Annotated in this window: 15 protein-coding genes; 9 read left to right on the top strand and 6 right to left on the bottom strand. The window is 63.6% G+C overall.

What is annotated here, in order from left to right; all coding sequences use genetic code 11:
* The first annotated feature begins 104 nt into the window (after positions 1-104).
* From MKZ91_RS00570 to MKZ91_RS00555, 4 genes are all read left to right on the top strand, one after another.
* Complete coding sequence (locus tag MKZ91_RS00570) at positions 105-1430, top strand: efflux RND transporter periplasmic adaptor subunit (protein ID WP_336166930.1); 1326 nt, start codon at positions 105-107, stop codon at positions 1428-1430.
* A gap of 31 nt (positions 1431-1461) precedes the next feature.
* On the top strand, positions 1462-3405 hold the full coding sequence (locus MKZ91_RS00565) for a MacB family efflux pump subunit (protein ID WP_336166928.1): 1944 nt from the start codon (positions 1462-1464) through the stop codon (positions 3403-3405).
* 673 nt (positions 3406-4078) lie between these two features.
* A complete protein-coding gene (locus MKZ91_RS00560) occupies positions 4079-4780 on the top strand; it encodes a Type 1 glutamine amidotransferase-like domain-containing protein (protein WP_336166927.1) in 702 nt (233 codons plus the stop codon).
* Positions 4781-4861: 81 nt separating this feature from the next.
* Positions 4862-5278, top strand: coding sequence for a hypothetical protein (locus MKZ91_RS00555; protein ID WP_336166926.1), 417 nt, complete (start codon positions 4862-4864; stop codon positions 5276-5278).
* 222 nt (positions 5279-5500) lie between these two features.
* Here MKZ91_RS00555 and MKZ91_RS00550 read toward each other — a convergent pair whose 3' ends face one another.
* Complete coding sequence (locus MKZ91_RS00550) at positions 5501-5743, bottom strand: hypothetical protein (RefSeq protein WP_336166925.1); 243 nt, start codon at positions 5741-5743, stop codon at positions 5501-5503.
* A gap of 105 nt (positions 5744-5848) precedes the next feature.
* On the opposite strand from MKZ91_RS00550, the gene MKZ91_RS00545 reads away from it, so the two are divergent.
* Positions 5849-6742, top strand: coding sequence for a LysR family transcriptional regulator (locus MKZ91_RS00545; RefSeq protein WP_336166924.1), 894 nt, complete (start codon positions 5849-5851; stop codon positions 6740-6742).
* Between the two features lie 44 nt (positions 6743-6786).
* On the opposite strand, the gene MKZ91_RS00540 is transcribed toward MKZ91_RS00545, so the two are convergent.
* Positions 6787-7194 carry a GFA family protein gene (locus MKZ91_RS00540; RefSeq protein ID WP_336166922.1) on the bottom strand — a complete coding sequence of 136 codons (408 nt, stop codon included), beginning with the start codon at positions 7192-7194 and terminating at the stop codon, positions 6787-6789.
* Positions 7195-7342: 148 nt separating this feature from the next.
* On the opposite strand from MKZ91_RS00540, the gene MKZ91_RS00535 reads away from it, so the two are divergent.
* Positions 7343-8092 (top strand): SDR family oxidoreductase, encoded by a 750-nt coding sequence (locus MKZ91_RS00535; RefSeq protein ID WP_336166920.1) that lies wholly within the window; start codon positions 7343-7345, stop codon positions 8090-8092.
* 97 nt (positions 8093-8189) lie between these two features.
* Here the strand turns inward: MKZ91_RS00535 and MKZ91_RS00530 are convergent, their stop codons facing one another.
* Complete coding sequence (locus tag MKZ91_RS00530) at positions 8190-8642, bottom strand: Lrp/AsnC family transcriptional regulator (RefSeq protein ID WP_336166917.1); 453 nt, start codon at positions 8640-8642, stop codon at positions 8190-8192.
* A 114-nt stretch (positions 8643-8756) separates the two neighbouring features.
* On the opposite strand from MKZ91_RS00530, the gene MKZ91_RS00525 reads away from it, so the two are divergent.
* A complete protein-coding gene (locus MKZ91_RS00525; protein WP_336166915.1) occupies positions 8757-9740 on the top strand; it encodes a nucleoside recognition domain-containing protein in 984 nt (327 codons plus the stop codon).
* A gap of 20 nt (positions 9741-9760) precedes the next feature.
* Here MKZ91_RS00525 and ftrA read toward each other — a convergent pair whose 3' ends face one another.
* Positions 9761-10777, bottom strand: coding sequence for a transcriptional regulator FtrA (gene ftrA, locus MKZ91_RS00520; protein WP_442892164.1), 1017 nt, complete (start codon positions 10775-10777; stop codon positions 9761-9763).
* Between the two features lie 96 nt (positions 10778-10873).
* On the opposite strand from ftrA, the gene MKZ91_RS00515 reads away from it, so the two are divergent.
* Both MKZ91_RS00515 and MKZ91_RS00510 read left to right on the top strand, forming a co-directional pair.
* Positions 10874-11305, top strand: coding sequence for a rhodanese-like domain-containing protein (locus tag MKZ91_RS00515; protein WP_336166913.1), 432 nt, complete (start codon positions 10874-10876; stop codon positions 11303-11305).
* An 89-nt stretch (positions 11306-11394) separates the two neighbouring features.
* Positions 11395-11859, top strand: a complete 465-nt coding sequence (locus MKZ91_RS00510) for a GNAT family N-acetyltransferase (RefSeq protein WP_336166911.1) — start codon at positions 11395-11397, stop codon at positions 11857-11859.
* Between the two features lie 390 nt (positions 11860-12249).
* Here the strand turns inward: MKZ91_RS00510 and MKZ91_RS00505 are convergent, their stop codons facing one another.
* Both MKZ91_RS00505 and MKZ91_RS00500 read right to left on the bottom strand, forming a co-directional pair.
* Entirely contained in the window at positions 12250-13482 is a 1233-nt protein-coding gene (locus tag MKZ91_RS00505; protein ID WP_336166909.1) for an HlyD family secretion protein, read from the bottom strand.
* Positions 13483-13485: 3 nt separating this feature from the next.
* Positions 13486-13962, bottom strand: a complete 477-nt coding sequence (locus MKZ91_RS00500; protein ID WP_336166907.1) for a hypothetical protein — start codon at positions 13960-13962, stop codon at positions 13486-13488.
* Positions 13963-14009 lie beyond the last annotated feature (47 nt).

Raw genomic sequence — 14009 nt, 5'->3', positions numbered from 1 at the left:
ACACATTACGAAAATATAATGATCTCAATGCTTCTCGTCGGGGTCGTTCGCTTCTATTTTTGACCTATCGAAATGGCATCCGCGATGCCGGATAGGGCGAAGCGATGAACAAGACAATGAAGACGGCCCGGGCCGAAACGGCGCCGCGCGACGATAAGGCCCCCAACGTCACCTTCATTCCCGGCGCGATCAAGCCGGTGAAGCGCAAGCGGAAGAGCCGCTCCTGGCTGTGGGCGCCGGTGGTGCTCGCCGTTGCCGGTGCCGCCTGGTACGGCTGGACCCGCTATGGCGAGGCGCCGGCGGCAACCGCGATGGTGACCGACGTCGTCACCCGCGGCGACATCGAAAACGCCGTCACCGCTGTCGGCACGCTCGATGCGGTCAAATCCGTCGATGCCGGCGCCCAGGTCTCGGGCCAATTGAAGGCGCTGCATGTCGAGATCGGCGACAAGGTCCAGGCCAACCAGCTGATTGCCGAGATCGACCCGGCGACCATCGAAAACCGTATCGAGATCGACCAGGCCGAGCTTGCCAATCTTCAGGCCCAGCTCATTTCCAAGAAGGCACAGCTGGTGCTGAAACAGGCCAATATCGACCGCCAGCGCAATCTCGTCGAAACCAGGAGCGTGGCGCAATCGACGCTCGACCAGGCGATTGCCGATCTTGCCGCGGCCGAGGCCGACGTCAACGCCATCGAGGCGCAAATCCGCAAGCAGCAGGCAACCCTTGCCGGCGACAAGGTCGATCTCGGCTATACCAAGATCTATGCGCCGATGACCGGCACCATCGTCGCCAACCCGGCCAAGGAAGGCCAGACGCTGAACGCCAACCAGACGACGCCAACCATCGTCACCATTGCCGACCTCTCGACCATGACCGTCAAGGCGCAGGTGTCGGAAGCCGACGTCACCAGGCTGAAGGTCGGCATGGACGTCTATTTCACCCTGCTCGGCCAGCCGGGCAAGCGCTTCACCGGCAAGCTCCGGCAGATCCAGCCGATGCCCGACACCGAAAACAACGTCGTGCTCTATTACGCGCTTTTCGACGTGGCCAACCCTGAAGGCGAGTTGATGATGTCGATGAGCGCACAGGTGTTCTTCGTGCAGGCTGCCGCCAAGGACGTGCTGATCGTGCCGAGTGCTGCCCTGAGCTATCCGGCAAGGGAGACAGGGGATGCGACCGGCCACCGAAACGGCCAGGCAGAGGGGGCGCGCGGCGAAAGCCACAAGGCCGAGGTTTCCGTCGTCACCGCTTCCGGCGCGCTTGAAAGGCGCGATGTCGAGGTCGGCATCCGCAACCGCGTCAGCGCCGAAATCAAGAGCGGCCTTGAGGAAGGCGACAAGATCGTCGTCAGCACCGGCTCGGGCACCGCGGGCAGCGCCCGTGACAGCCGCAGCCAGCGCGGCATGCGCATGCCGCCGATGTTCTGACGATCGCTAAGAGAAAGCTTAGAGACCGGCCATGTCCCCGCTGATTTCGCTCAAGAACGTCACCAAGACCTATCGCAACGGCGATCTCGCCGTCGAGGTCCTGCACGGGCTGTCGCTCGACATCGAGGCGGGCGAATTCGTGGCGATCGTCGGCCAGTCCGGCTCCGGCAAGTCAACGCTGATGAACATCCTCGGCTGCCTCGACCAACCGACCGGCGGTGACTACCTGATCGACGGCGAAAGCGTCGCGACGCTGGATACCAATGAGCTGGCAGCGCTGCGCCGCCGCACCTTCGGCTTCGTCTTCCAGAGCTACAACCTCATCCCGACGGCAAGCGCCAAGGAAAATGTCGAGGTGCCGGCCGTCTATGCCGGCATGTCGGCCCGCGACCGGCACGACCGTGCCGAGGCACTGCTGGAGGCGCTGAAGCTCGGGGAGCGGCTCGACCATCGGCCGAGCCAGCTCTCCGGCGGCCAGCAGCAGCGCGTCTCCATTGCCCGTGCGCTGATGAACGGCGGCCGGGTGATCCTGGCGGACGAACCGACCGGCGCGCTCGACAGCCAGAGCGGCTCGGACGTGATGGCGCTGCTTCGCGACATGAACGAACAGGGCCACACGGTCATCGTCATCACCCACTCGCGCGAGGTCGCCGAACAGGCCGACCGGCTGATCGAGATCCATGACGGCCGCATCGTTGCCGACCGCGCCAAGAAGGCCCGCGTGAATGCCGAAGGGGCCGCCGCCCTCGCCCGCCATGTCAGCGAGGGGTCGGCTGCGATCGCCGATGTCACCGAGGCGGTGAAGATGGCGTTCCGGGCGCTCAAGGCCAACCTCTTTCGCACCATCCTCACCCTGCTCGGCATCGTCATCGGCGTCGGCTCCGTCGTCGCGATGCTGGCGATCGGCACCGGCGCGCAGAATTCTGTTCTCAGCCGCATCTCGTCGATGGGCTCGGACCTGCTCGTGGTGCGCCCGAGCATGGCGAATTTCCGCGGCAGTGCCGGGGGAAGCAACGTGACGCTGGTGCCTGCCGACGCGGATGCGATCCTCGAGGTGCCGAACGTCGCCTTCGCCGTGCCGGAATTGACCAGCAACGTCACGCTCCGCCGCGGCAATATCGACTACCAGACGACGGCCAACGGCACCGTGCCGCAGTTCACCACGGCAAAGTCCTGGCAGATGGCCAGGGGCGAGTTCATCAACCAGAACGACATGGACACCTACGCGCCGGTCGCAGTGCTTGGCCAGACGGTGGTGAAGACGCTCTTTCCCGACGGCGACAACCCGATCGGCCAATATGTGCTCGTCAACAAGATCCCGTTCCAAGTGATCGGCGTGATGGCCGAGATGGGCGCCACCTCCTTCGGCAACGACCAGGACGACGTGGTGCTGGTGCCCTTGACGACGGGTAGCATCCGCCTCTTCGGCCAGCGCAATGTGCGCACCATCACCGTGCAGGTGAAGGATGGCTCGGCGATCGACATCACCCAGCAGGCGATCCAGGCGCTGCTCGACCAGCGCCACAAGCGCCAGGACACCCAGATCACCAACATGTCCTCCGTGCGCGAGGCCTTCACCGAGACGTCGAACACGCTGAAACTGTTCCTCGGCTCCGTCGCGGCGATCTCGTTGCTTGTCGGCGGCATCGGGGTGATGAACATCATGCTGGTCTCGGTCAGCGAGCGCACCCGCGAGATCGGCGTGCGCATGGCAACCGGCGCCCGCCAGCGCGATATCCTGCTTCAGTTCATCATCGAGGCGCTCGTCGTCTCGCTGATCGGCGGCACGCTCGGAGTGGTCTTGGGCCTTGGCACCGGCGCGCTCGCCGGCCAGTTCGGCATGCCCGTCTCCTTCACCTTCGGCCCCGTCGCGCTCGCCTTTGCCTGCGCCTTCATGACCGGGCTTGCCTTCGGCTTCCTGCCAGCCCGCAACGCTTCCCGCCTGCAGCCGGCAGTGGCGCTGAGTGCGGATTGAGGGGCGCCAGCGATGGAGCATTTGCAATCACCAAGAATCGCCCGGTCGCATAGAGACATCAACCGTTGCGATAACTCCCTATAAATGCAACAAGAGCGAGCAGTCTATCATCAGATGCATTGAGCACCCGACATGCGACGTGAAAAGCCACTCTACCGAAAAGTGAACAGCCGAACCCACGGAGTGCGTCACGGTAACGGCGGTGATTGGAGATGGTCTCGAAACACCAAGGCGGCCCTACAGGACCTCTCCCAAAACGGTTCAATGCACTCGCACCACCGGCATGGATTGGACTATACGCCACTGTTCCGGTTTCTCCTTTCGCGGGTAGGCAACGATTGGGACGAAACTTACCGCGAAGCCGTCGCTCGGATCGATCACTCTGAGCCCATCTTTTGGTTGGTCGCCCGAAGCGAGGGGGAACGACAGTCGTATGTGCGCCTCGGCGAGAGCTCATACTACAGTGGCCTGTATGTTGATGAGGACGGGCGCCTGGCATTGGTGGACCCGACACTTACTGTCGACGATATGAGGCCAACTTGCAGATGCTGCACACACACCTTCAACGGAGAACGCTTCGCGTAGCGCTATGACGGGAGTTGAGGGCAGGTAGCCGCCGAGCTTCTGCCGGTCGCACAACCTGTGCTCGGTCGGGAAAACAAAGAGAGCGATTTTGCATAACCTCGTCCTTTACAGCGACCAGCTTTTCCCTGAATGCGCGGCGATCGACCGGAGGCTCGCCGATATTCTTGAGGCACGCGGGACCGGCAAGAGGCTCGCCTATGTTGCTTCCGGCCCGGAACCGGACCGCAGCTTCTTCCTCGCCGCCCGCTCCTACTACGGCCGATACGGCCTCGACCTCACCCTCTTCTTCGATCTCGACGAACCGCAGCCCCCGCAAGCCATCGCCGCACTCTTCGCGTCAGACGCCATCCACCTCTCCGGCGGTCATACCGGCGGCTTTCTCGAACGGCTGAAACGCAGCCGCATGCTCCGCCCGCTGCGCGACTGGGCGCTTGCCGGCGGCATGCTGATCGGCGTCAGCGCCGGCGCCATTCTCATGGGGCCGACGATTGCAACCGACGCCCCCTTCATCGGCCTCAAACCCGAAGAGATCACGGATGGCGATGCGCTCGATCTCACGCCCTTCGAGTTCTTCCCGCATCTCAGCGATGACGAAAGCTACCTCCTCACACTTCTCAACTACAGCACGCATGCGGCACGGCCGATCGTCGCCTGCAACGACAGCGACGGTGTCGTGGTGAGCGGCAGAAGGATTGAGTGCTTTGGCAACCCGCTGTGGATCTTCAACGGCGCCGTGTGGACACCGAACGAGATCATACTCGACGGCTTTTCGATAGCGTGGGTTCGGTGAAAACTCCGGCATGCGTGTACCCCCATGTACAAGGCTCGAGATGCCACCGATGCTGGCAACAACTGGAGAGTGAGATTCGCGATGCAAAAAACCCTTTCGGCCTTGTGGAAGCTCTTTGCCGCGTTCCTGTGCGTTGCGACGCCCACCGGTATTGTCCTGATGCTGTCGGCTGAAGACGGGGTCGACTTCCTGGATGTCATCGGCGCGATCCTGTCGGTCCCAGGCGCCATCGGCGTCGTGTGCTACGCTTTCGACAAGACCATGCTACCGGCGGGTTTCTGGCCGCCATTCACCAAAATCCTCGGCCTGTGGACGGCTCTCTGCGTCGTCATTGCAGTCTGGGAGGCAATTGCAATCGCCTTGAACGCGGGGCACTGGAGCGAGTTGATCGCCCTCCTCTTCTTTGTGCCGCTCACTCTCGCCATCACCTACTTCGTGTGGATCGGGGTTCGGCGCTACACGGAGCGCCTGACGGCAAGGCCGGCGACGCCTGCCTGATCGGACGCGTCGCGCCGCTTGCAGCCGTGTGAAAAGGCGCACCGGTCGACACGGCTGGAAGTTACCCTTGCCCGTAGCCGGTCAAAGGAAAAACATGCGGCAATTCAAAGAGCTACGAGGGCCTTTGTGCGCCTGACACCGCGCGCGGCGCGGTCGTTTCCATGAGCATATGCTCGGAGCATCCTCTCTGCCTGGCGTGATTCTGCCAGAATGCAGGATGCTCTACGCCCTGCTCCCAAGCGGCAAACCGGCTCTGCTGGCAGAGTGGAAGCCGGGGCCGATGGGGTCCTTGCGCCATTGACCGCCCTTTGCGGCGTCAACGTCGGCCCGCCGCCCATGGCGCGCTTCCTCGCGCGTGATGCCGAGGTCGACGAGACGTTCGGCATCAAGTTCGCGAAGGTGCCGCATTTGCCAGAACCGCGAATGCGGCGAGGCGACAAGGAAGAGACCGAGTTCCCGGATCATGTCGAACACCCATGTTCTGTTTCCAACCATGACCACAGTTTGCGCCTCGACATTTCATAAAAGAAGATTAGCTTTCGCATTCAAAGCATAAGAGAAACTTTGGTAATGGGCGCCCTCAATCTCGACTATCTCAAGACCTTCGCACTGGTTGCCGAACTCGGCAGTTTCTCGGCCGCCGCCGAACGCCTGGGCCTCACCCAGCCTGCAGTAAGCCTGCAGGTGCGGGCGCTGGAAAAGCAGCTTGGCGTGCGTCTGGTCGAGCGGGTCGGCCGCACGGCGCGGCCGAGTGCCGCCGGAGTGGAATTGCTTGAACACGCCGGCCGCATCGAGGCGGCGACGAGCCTCGCGGTCGAAGCGGTCGCGCGCCATGCGAGAGGCGTGCTCGGCCGCGTGCGCATCGGTACCGGCGCCACGCCTTGCGCCTTCCTGCTGCCGCCGCTGCTCGCCGATCTCAAGCGCCGCTTTCCCGATCTCGACATCACCGTGACGACGGGCAACAGCGCCGACGTCGTGCGCGCGGTCGATGACAACCTTCTTGATATCGGCCTCGTCACGCTTCCCGTGACCGGCCGCATCTTCGATGTCGCGCCGCTTTTCGACGAACGCTTCGTCGCGATCGCCCCTCTGGGAACCGAACTGCCCGAGACGGTGACCGCAAGTACGCTGGCGAAGTATCCGATGATCTTCTACGAACCCGGCGCCAACACCCGGCGCATCACCGATGAGTGGCTGCAATCGGGCGGCACCGACGTCAAGCCGCTCATGTCGTTCGGCAGCGTCGATGCGATCAAGGAAATGGTCGCCGCCGGCCTTGGCGCGGCCCTGGTGCCTGACATTGCGCTGCGCACGGGAGACCGTGAACGGCTTGAGGTGCGGCAGGTGTCGCCACCCTTCTCCCGTCGCTCTGCCCTCGTGCTTCGCCGCGACAAGCGGCTCGATCGCGCGCTGCGCGAGACGCTCGCCGCCTTGAGGACGCTGGCGAACCTGGATGTAGATTAGAGGAGCCAACACCTGGAAGGACGCAGGTGGGCTCCCCGCAAGCGTTAGAGATGCCGCACTTCGGCCGGGGCCTCACCCCAGTTGTCGTCAAGCCCGTCGCGACAGGTCACGGGTGCAGCCATCAGCTCATCGATGTCGACATCGTCGAGGCAGGTCACGTTGATGTTGTAGTAGGTATGGTTGCTCATGTTCGGCGCGTCGATGCGCTCGAACGGCCGCACGCCGCAATGGCTGCAGAAAAAATGATGCGCGACCGCGTTGCGACCGCGATAGTCCGTCAGCGCCTCTTCGCCGGCGACCAGCCGGAAGGCTTCGGGCCTTATCGCCACGCACCAGAGTCGCATCTTCACGCAGATCGTGCAATTGCATTTTTCCGTGCCGGCGCTGATGTCGAGATCCGCCTCGATGCGCACCGCGCCGCAATGGCAGCTCCCCTTGTATGTCCTCAGCATCCCTTCCTCCCGCCCTTCGTCGCGCCGGACTATGCCAGCGGCACCACCGATTGAAAATCGGCAACGTGCAACCAGCGATCGGAAATCGGGTGGGCGCTCCCCCCTGCCGGCAGTAGTCAGGGCGCCTCAACCAATGAGGAGTGAACCCATGCCCATGTTGCAAGATAAGATCGCCATCGTCACCGGCGCCTCGTCCGGCATCGGCCGCGCGATCGCCGAACTGTTCGCCGCCGAAGGTGCGAAAATCGTTCTCAACGCCCGCAGCGAATCACCGCTCAAAGCGGTCGTCGAGGCGATCCGGGCTGAGGGTGGCGAAGCGATTGCCGTCAACGGCGATGTCACCGAGGAACAAACGCATATCCGGCTGGTGGAAACCGCTGTCAGCCGGTTCGGCGGGCTCGACATTGCCGTCAACAATGCCGGCGCTGTCCACGCCATGAAGCCGATTGCCGAAATCACCGCTGCCGAATGGCAGCAATCGCTTGCCACCAACCTCACCTCCGCCTTCCTTGGCGCGCGCCACCAGATCCCGGCCATGCTTGCCCGCGGCGTCGGGTCGCTGGTCTTCACCTCCACCTTCGTCGGCACCAGCGTCGGCATTCCCGGCATGGCTGCCTATGGCGCCCCCAAGGCTGGACTGATGGGGCTGGTCAAGGGCATTACCGCCGACTACGGCGCCATGGGCATCCGCGCCAACGCGCTCCTTCCGGGCGGCGTCGACACGCCGGCAGCCGGCAGCAAGGAAAACAAGGAATGGGCCGCAGGCCTGCACGCGATGAAGCGCATCGCCCAGCCGGAAGAAATCGCCCAGGCCGCCCTCTTCCTGTCGGGCCCGATGGCAAGCTTCGTGTCGGGTGCGGCCCTCTTTGCCGATGGCGGCAATGCCGCGGTGAAGTGACGATGGCCGAAGCGCCGGGGCCAAGGACCCCGGCGCGAACTGCAAGCGCCGCAACAGCCGTCATCTCTGGTCGTCGCCGTGCCTTCCGGCAACCGCCTCACACCGGTATCTCCGTCGTCTCCTTGCCAGTGCGGATCACGAATGCGGTGTAATAGCGCGCGACGTTGCTCTCGTCCTTGAAGAGCCGCTCGGTCAATGCATCGAGCTCGTCCATGTCCTTCAGCCGCAGCATCAAAATTGCGTCGGCCTCGCCACTGACGCTGTAAGCCTGGACCACCGCCGGCTCCTTGGCCGCCATGTCGAGAAAGCGGCGCACATATTGTTCGCCGTGGCGCTCGAGTTCGATGGTGATGATCGCCTTCATGGTTCGGCCGGCCTTGGTTGGATTGAGCACGGCAACGATCCGGTCGATGACGCCCGCCTCATGAAGCCGCCTGATGCGGCGCAGGCAGCTGGACGGCGATAGGCCGACTTCGGCGGCAAGCTCGGCATTGGTGCGCGAGGCGTCCGCCTGCAAAAGCTTCAGCAGTTTTCTGTCGATCTTGTCCACGCGCACCTCCATTGCAGCACTCTGCAATTTTATTGCACAGAAGTGGATATTTTGACCACAACTGCGAAGGGCCTCGCGCTAGTCCTTGGACAACAAACCCAAGGAGAGACCGCCATGACCGTTCTGATCATCCTCTACCGCAAGACGCTCGCCACCCTCGAAGTCTATCTCGACCTGGTGCGCATCATCGTTCCCGTCACCATCGTCACCCATGTGCTGCAGGAGCTCGGCGTGATCCGCGCGGTGGCACCCGCCTTCGAGCCAGTGATGACGTTGATCGGCCTGCCGCCCGAGCTTGCCTTTGCCTGGCTCACCGGCCTGCTGGTCGGCATCTGGGGCGCGGTCGTCGTCGTCTTCGCGCTGGTGCCGGTCTCCGAGCTTTCGACCGCCGACATGACGGTGTTTTCGGCGCTGATGCTCGTCGCCCACGCCATCCCGATCGAGCAACGCATCATCCAGAAGGCGGGTCCGAGTTTCCTCGTCACGGCCGCGATCAGGATCGGCGGTGGCCTGGTCTTTGCCGCCCTCATGCATCAGGCCTTCGCCTTCACCGGGTGGCTTGCCACGCCGCTCGCCCCCGCCTGGATCCCGGTCAACGAGGGCTCCGGCTGGCTCGCCTTCGCCTTCAGCACGCTGAAGACACTTTTGACCATGCTCGTCGTGCTGCTCGCCTTGAGCTGGACGATCGAGATCCTGAAGCTCGTCGGCATCCTTGGCTGGCTGAACCGGGGCATGGCACCGCTGTTTCGCCTGGCCGGCGTCAAGACCGAAACCGTGCCCTTTGCCGCCGTCGGCGTACTCTTGGGGATCTCTTACGGCGGCGCGCTTTTGATCCGTGAAGCACGTGAGGCCAATGTCGAGCCGCGCCAGGTCTTCCTTGCCTGCGTCTTCATGGGCTTCGGCCACAGCCTCATCGAGGACACGCTGGTCGTCGTTGCGCTCGGTGCGGATTTCACCAGCGTCTTTTTCGGCCGGCTGGTCTTTGCCATCGCTGCGACAGCCATTGTCGCCCGGGTGGTAGTCTCGGCGCCGGACGCCGTGTTCTTCCGCTCCTTCTTCCGCAAGGATGGTAGCGAACCTGCGCTGTCTGAGGCGTAATGGCAGAGGGTCGCCGCGGTTTACTCCGCGGCGACTTCGGCGAGCGCCACCGGCACCCGCCCGAAGGCGGCGCGGTAGGCGGCGGGTGTGGTTGAAAGCTGCTGGCGGAAATGGTGGCGCAGCGTCTGGGTCGAGCCGAAGCCGGAGGCTTCCGCCACCTGCTCCATGCCGAATGCTGTTTCCTCCAGCAATTGCCGGGCGCGCGACAGCCGCTCGGTCAAGAGCCAGCGCGCCGGCGTCGTGCCGGTTGCCGCCTCGAAGCGGCGCAGGAAGGTGCGCTCGCTCATGCCGGCGGCCCTGGCGAGAGCCGCGATCGAGAAATCCTCGCCCAGCCGTTCGCGCATCCGGTCGAGCAAGGGTCCGAGCCTTGCGCTCTCGTGCACGTCGGGCACCGCCCGCTCGATGAACTGCGCCTGCCCACCATCGCGATGTGGCGGCACGACGAGCCGGCGGGCGACGCGGTTGGCTGCCTCGCTGCCGAAATCGCGGCGGATCAGATGCAGGCAAAGGTCGATGCCGGCGGCACTGCCGGCCGAGGTCAGCACCTGCCCGCCATCGACGTACAGCACATCCGGCACGACCTCGATGTCAGGGTAAAGCGCCCCAAGCTTGTCGGTATAGCGCCAATGGGTCGTCGCCCGCCGCCCTGAAAGCAGCCCTGCTGCCGCCAGCACGAAGACGCCGGAGCAGATGGAAAGCACCCGTGCACCGCGCTGATGCGCCTGCCGCAGCGCCTGGCACACCGCCTCGGGCACCGGTTGGTCGGCGCCGCGCCAGCCGGGCACGATGATCGTGCCGGCTTCTCCCAAAAGCTCGATGCCGCCGTCGGCAACAATCCGCACGCCCCCGGTTGCCCTGAGCTCCCCCGGGTCCACCGAGGCAACGGCGAACCGGTACCAGCCCTCGCCCATTTCCGGGCGCGGCAGGCCGAACATCTCGACGGCGACGCCGAATTCGAAGGTGCAGAGCCCGTCATAGGCAAGCGCCACGACGAGCGGATTTGGGAGCGGTTGAGCAGCGGGAAACGACTTTGGCATGATCTTGAGCATATATGGCAATATTGCCAACTGCCAGCCCTGATCGCGGGCTGCTACACATCTCCTCGCCAACACGCCAAACCCGAGGAGAGCCCGATGAGCTACGTCACCGAAACCCCAGCCGCCTCACCCGAGATCGCCGTTGCCCATTTCGCCAGGCGCTTGAGCGTCGAGACCGATTGCGCCGATGTCGCCCATGCGCTGAAGAGCGGCGAACAGGATTTCGTGCTCCTGCACGTGGTCGGCTCGGACGCGGCCTATGCCCGCCGCCACGTCCCGGGCGCGATCCACTTGCCGCACCGCCAGATCAGCGCCGAGCGCATGGCCGAATGGGCCGAAGGTACCCTGTTCGTCGTCTACTGCGCCGGTCCGCATTGCAACGGCGCCGACCAGGCGGCGCTCAAGCTTGCCCGCCTCGGCCGGCCGGTGAAGCTCATGATCGGCGGCATCACCGGCTGGGAAGATGAAGGCTTCGCCTTCGCCACTGGTGCTGCTCCGGGCGAAGCACAGGCCTTGCTCGCCGCATAAAGACGGCGCTAGCGTGCACGCGGGGCCGGCCCCTGCCGGCCCTTTGTAACCCGCTTCTAACCGGTAACCCCTTTGCACGAGATCTCGAGATGCCCGCATCACCCCTGACGGTCCGCCCCTTCGAACGTCGCGACGTGACCGAGGTGCTGAGGCTGATGCGCGGCCTCGCAGTCTTCGAAGGTTACATAGAGAAATTTTCCGTGACCGAAACGGACCTCATAAATCATGGTCTCGGCGAGGCCCCGCGCTTCGGCGTTCTGGTCGCCGATCTCGACGGTCGCGTGGTCGGCATCGCCGTGCACTATGTCATTCCCTGGACCTATGACCTGAAGCCGACGCTCGTGCTGAAGGAACTTTTCGTTGACGAAACAGCCCGTTCGTCAGGGGCAGGCGCCGCCTTGGTCGCGGCGCTGAAGCGTCATGCCGAGAAGATCGGGGCACCGCGCATCAACTGGACGGTGCTTGCAACCAACGAAGCAGCCAAGCGTTTTTACCGCCGCGAAGGCGGCAATCATGATGCAATTTGGGAGCCCTGGACAATGCCGGTCGGATGACCGCAAAAGCTCAAGGTCACCTCACGCTACGGCACCCAATCCAGGCCTACCCCCCGCAAGCAACGCTCTACTCCCCGCGGGCAGGGTGGCTCGCACCCGCTCCTAACCCCAATTGACTACACAAATCCCTCTTAAATTTAATTGATTTCGAACTCCGCTTTTGCCAGAATGTTACCTGTAATTGCACATCGCACACATGCAATCCCCGGAAGAGTAAGTGTGTTCGCGTTTTTATTGCCGTGCAGTTGCTTTATTTATTTGGTTGCGCGCTTGAGCTTCCGTTCCCCGCGGAGACTCAATTCATTAAGCAAGAAATAGAAATGAAAAGGCCCTGACCGGTTCGGTTCAGGGCCTTTTCTTTCCTGTCTTCACGCCATGCCCGGCGCCCGCTTAGTGCCCGCCAAGCACCAGCGTCTGCACCGGCAGCATCAGCGCCTGTATGCGCAGGATGGCGGCGTGGACGAGACCGACGGCATCGACCCCGTGCAGATAGGCCCATTCCAGCGTGCTGATGCCGGGCCTGTCCAGTTGGTCGTGGTTGCTGGTATAGGCATTGGCGATGCAACTGCTGCCGGGCGGAACATCGTCGAGCACGCCGGGGTAAAGCGGCTCCATAAAGACAGTCAGGGTGCCGGGCTGGGAGATCTGCGTGACGTCGACCAACTGGTCGCTCGCCCGCACCTGGCCCGAGGCAATTACCTCCTGTACCTCGGTGACGACGAGCGGGATGATGGTGAAGGGTTTGCCGACGCAGGTCGCCTCGCCGATCATGCCCACCTTCATCACCTGCGCCTCGATCTGCCCGAAGCCGGCCACCAGCCGTGCGCGGCCCGCATCTTCCGGCACCAGAACGCCGGCCGGCCTGAGCAGCGGGTTGACAACTTCGCCGACCCTGAGCGTGAACTGCTGCACCGTGCCGGAGACACCGGCGCGAACCGTGGTCTTGTCGATGTCGATCTCGGCCTGTTTCAGGGCCGCTTCGGCGCTGGCCTTCTGCGAAGGCAGAAGCGACTGCAGCTTGGTCTCCAGCGTCTGCTTGTTGGACTGGGCAGCCGTCAGCGCCCCCTTGCGCCCTTCGAGCGCCACCTGCCGGCGTTCGATCTCGCGACGGGCAACGACATTGGGGTTGAGCCGGTTCAGCTCGACCTGCGTATCGTATTCGTCCTGCGCCTGCTGGACGGCGGCCTGCGCCTGGACGATCGCGCCGTCCGCGGCAACGAGCTCGGTGCGGGAGACGGCCATCTCGGCATCGACCTCGGCAATCTGCCGGCGGGCGACCTCGGCGGCCGCTTCCTCCTCGCTGCTGTCAAGTTTGAACAGCGGGTCGCCAGCCTTCACCTTCTCAAAGACGGTGGCATAAATCTCCGAAACCCGCCCGCCGGACTCCGGCAGGATCGCCACGGTGCGGAACGCCGCCGTGACATTCTTCGTCGACGGGTGGAAATAGAAGATCAGCGTGATCAGCGAGAGCGTCAACACGATGCAGGCGGTAATGCCCCAGCGCAGTTCGAACCAGACCGAATAGATCGTGATCTCGCGTCCAATCCGCTTTCCCTGGCCGTAACGACGGAAGAGATAGTCAGGCAGGATGGTCAGCATCGAGCAAAGGATAAACTCGAACATGGCTTATGCCTTCCCTTCCGTCGACGAATGAGCGGGTGACGCGTGGCCGGGTAATGCCCGCGGCAACGGGTGCGGCAGCGGCTCGATCTCTGCCGGCTCCGCCTCCCTCGTCTCCGCACCGCCAGGCTGATCCACCACCTTGCCGGCAATTTTCTCCAGCGATCCGGCGATCGACGAAAGCGGCGAGGAGAAATCCGGCAGGTCGATCAGCGCCAGAAGCAAGGCTGCGCCCCACAGAATGTTGTTGTGGGTAAGCAGCGACAGGAGCGCCAGAACCGCCACCAGCTCAAGCTGGATCTTGTTGGTCTTGTGCGCCATGACCTCCGGCAAGGAGTGCAGCCGCAGATAGAGCGTACCGAGCGCGAAGATCGCCACGATCAGGAAGATGGCAACGGCAGTGAGCAGCCAGTCGGACTGCCCCGGAGCAGTGATAAAGCCAGGCAGATGATGGACGGCAGCGGGATGGATAGCTTCGGACATTAAGCCTCCGCAATACGGACTGGACCATAGGAATCACACATTAGCAC

This window comes from Ensifer sp. MJa1, from assembly GCF_037026475.1.
GTDB lineage: Bacteria > Pseudomonadota > Alphaproteobacteria > Rhizobiales > Rhizobiaceae > Ensifer.
Note: the sequence above shows the minus strand (reverse complement) of the source record. Positions and strands in the feature narration are given on the sequence as shown.

Coding starts and splice junctions, on each gene's coding strand:
- MKZ91_RS00570 (WP_336166930.1), top strand. CDS start 105: ATGAACAAGACAATGAAGACGGCCCGGGCCGAAACGGCGCCGCGCGAC.
- MKZ91_RS00565 (WP_336166928.1), top strand. CDS start 1,462: ATGTCCCCGCTGATTTCGCTCAAGAACGTCACCAAGACCTATCGCAAC.
- MKZ91_RS00555 (WP_336166926.1), top strand. CDS start 4,862: ATGCAAAAAACCCTTTCGGCCTTGTGGAAGCTCTTTGCCGCGTTCCTG.
- MKZ91_RS00550 (WP_336166925.1), bottom strand. CDS start 5,743: ATGATCCGGGAACTCGGTCTCTTCCTTGTCGCCTCGCCGCATTCGCGG.
- MKZ91_RS00545 (WP_336166924.1), top strand. CDS start 5,849: ATGGGCGCCCTCAATCTCGACTATCTCAAGACCTTCGCACTGGTTGCC.
- MKZ91_RS00540 (WP_336166922.1), bottom strand. CDS start 7,194: ATGCTGAGGACATACAAGGGGAGCTGCCATTGCGGCGCGGTGCGCATC.
- MKZ91_RS00535 (WP_336166920.1), top strand. CDS start 7,343: ATGCCCATGTTGCAAGATAAGATCGCCATCGTCACCGGCGCCTCGTCC.
- MKZ91_RS00525 (WP_336166915.1), top strand. CDS start 8,757: ATGACCGTTCTGATCATCCTCTACCGCAAGACGCTCGCCACCCTCGAA.
- ftrA (WP_442892164.1), bottom strand. CDS start 10,777: ATGCCAAAGTCGTTTCCCGCTGCTCAACCGCTCCCAAATCCGCTCGTC.
- MKZ91_RS00515 (WP_336166913.1), top strand. CDS start 10,874: ATGAGCTACGTCACCGAAACCCCAGCCGCCTCACCCGAGATCGCCGTT.
- MKZ91_RS00510 (WP_336166911.1), top strand. CDS start 11,395: ATGCCCGCATCACCCCTGACGGTCCGCCCCTTCGAACGTCGCGACGTG.
- MKZ91_RS00505 (WP_336166909.1), bottom strand. CDS start 13,482: ATGTTCGAGTTTATCCTTTGCTCGATGCTGACCATCCTGCCTGACTAT.
- MKZ91_RS00500 (WP_336166907.1), bottom strand. CDS start 13,962: ATGTCCGAAGCTATCCATCCCGCTGCCGTCCATCATCTGCCTGGCTTT.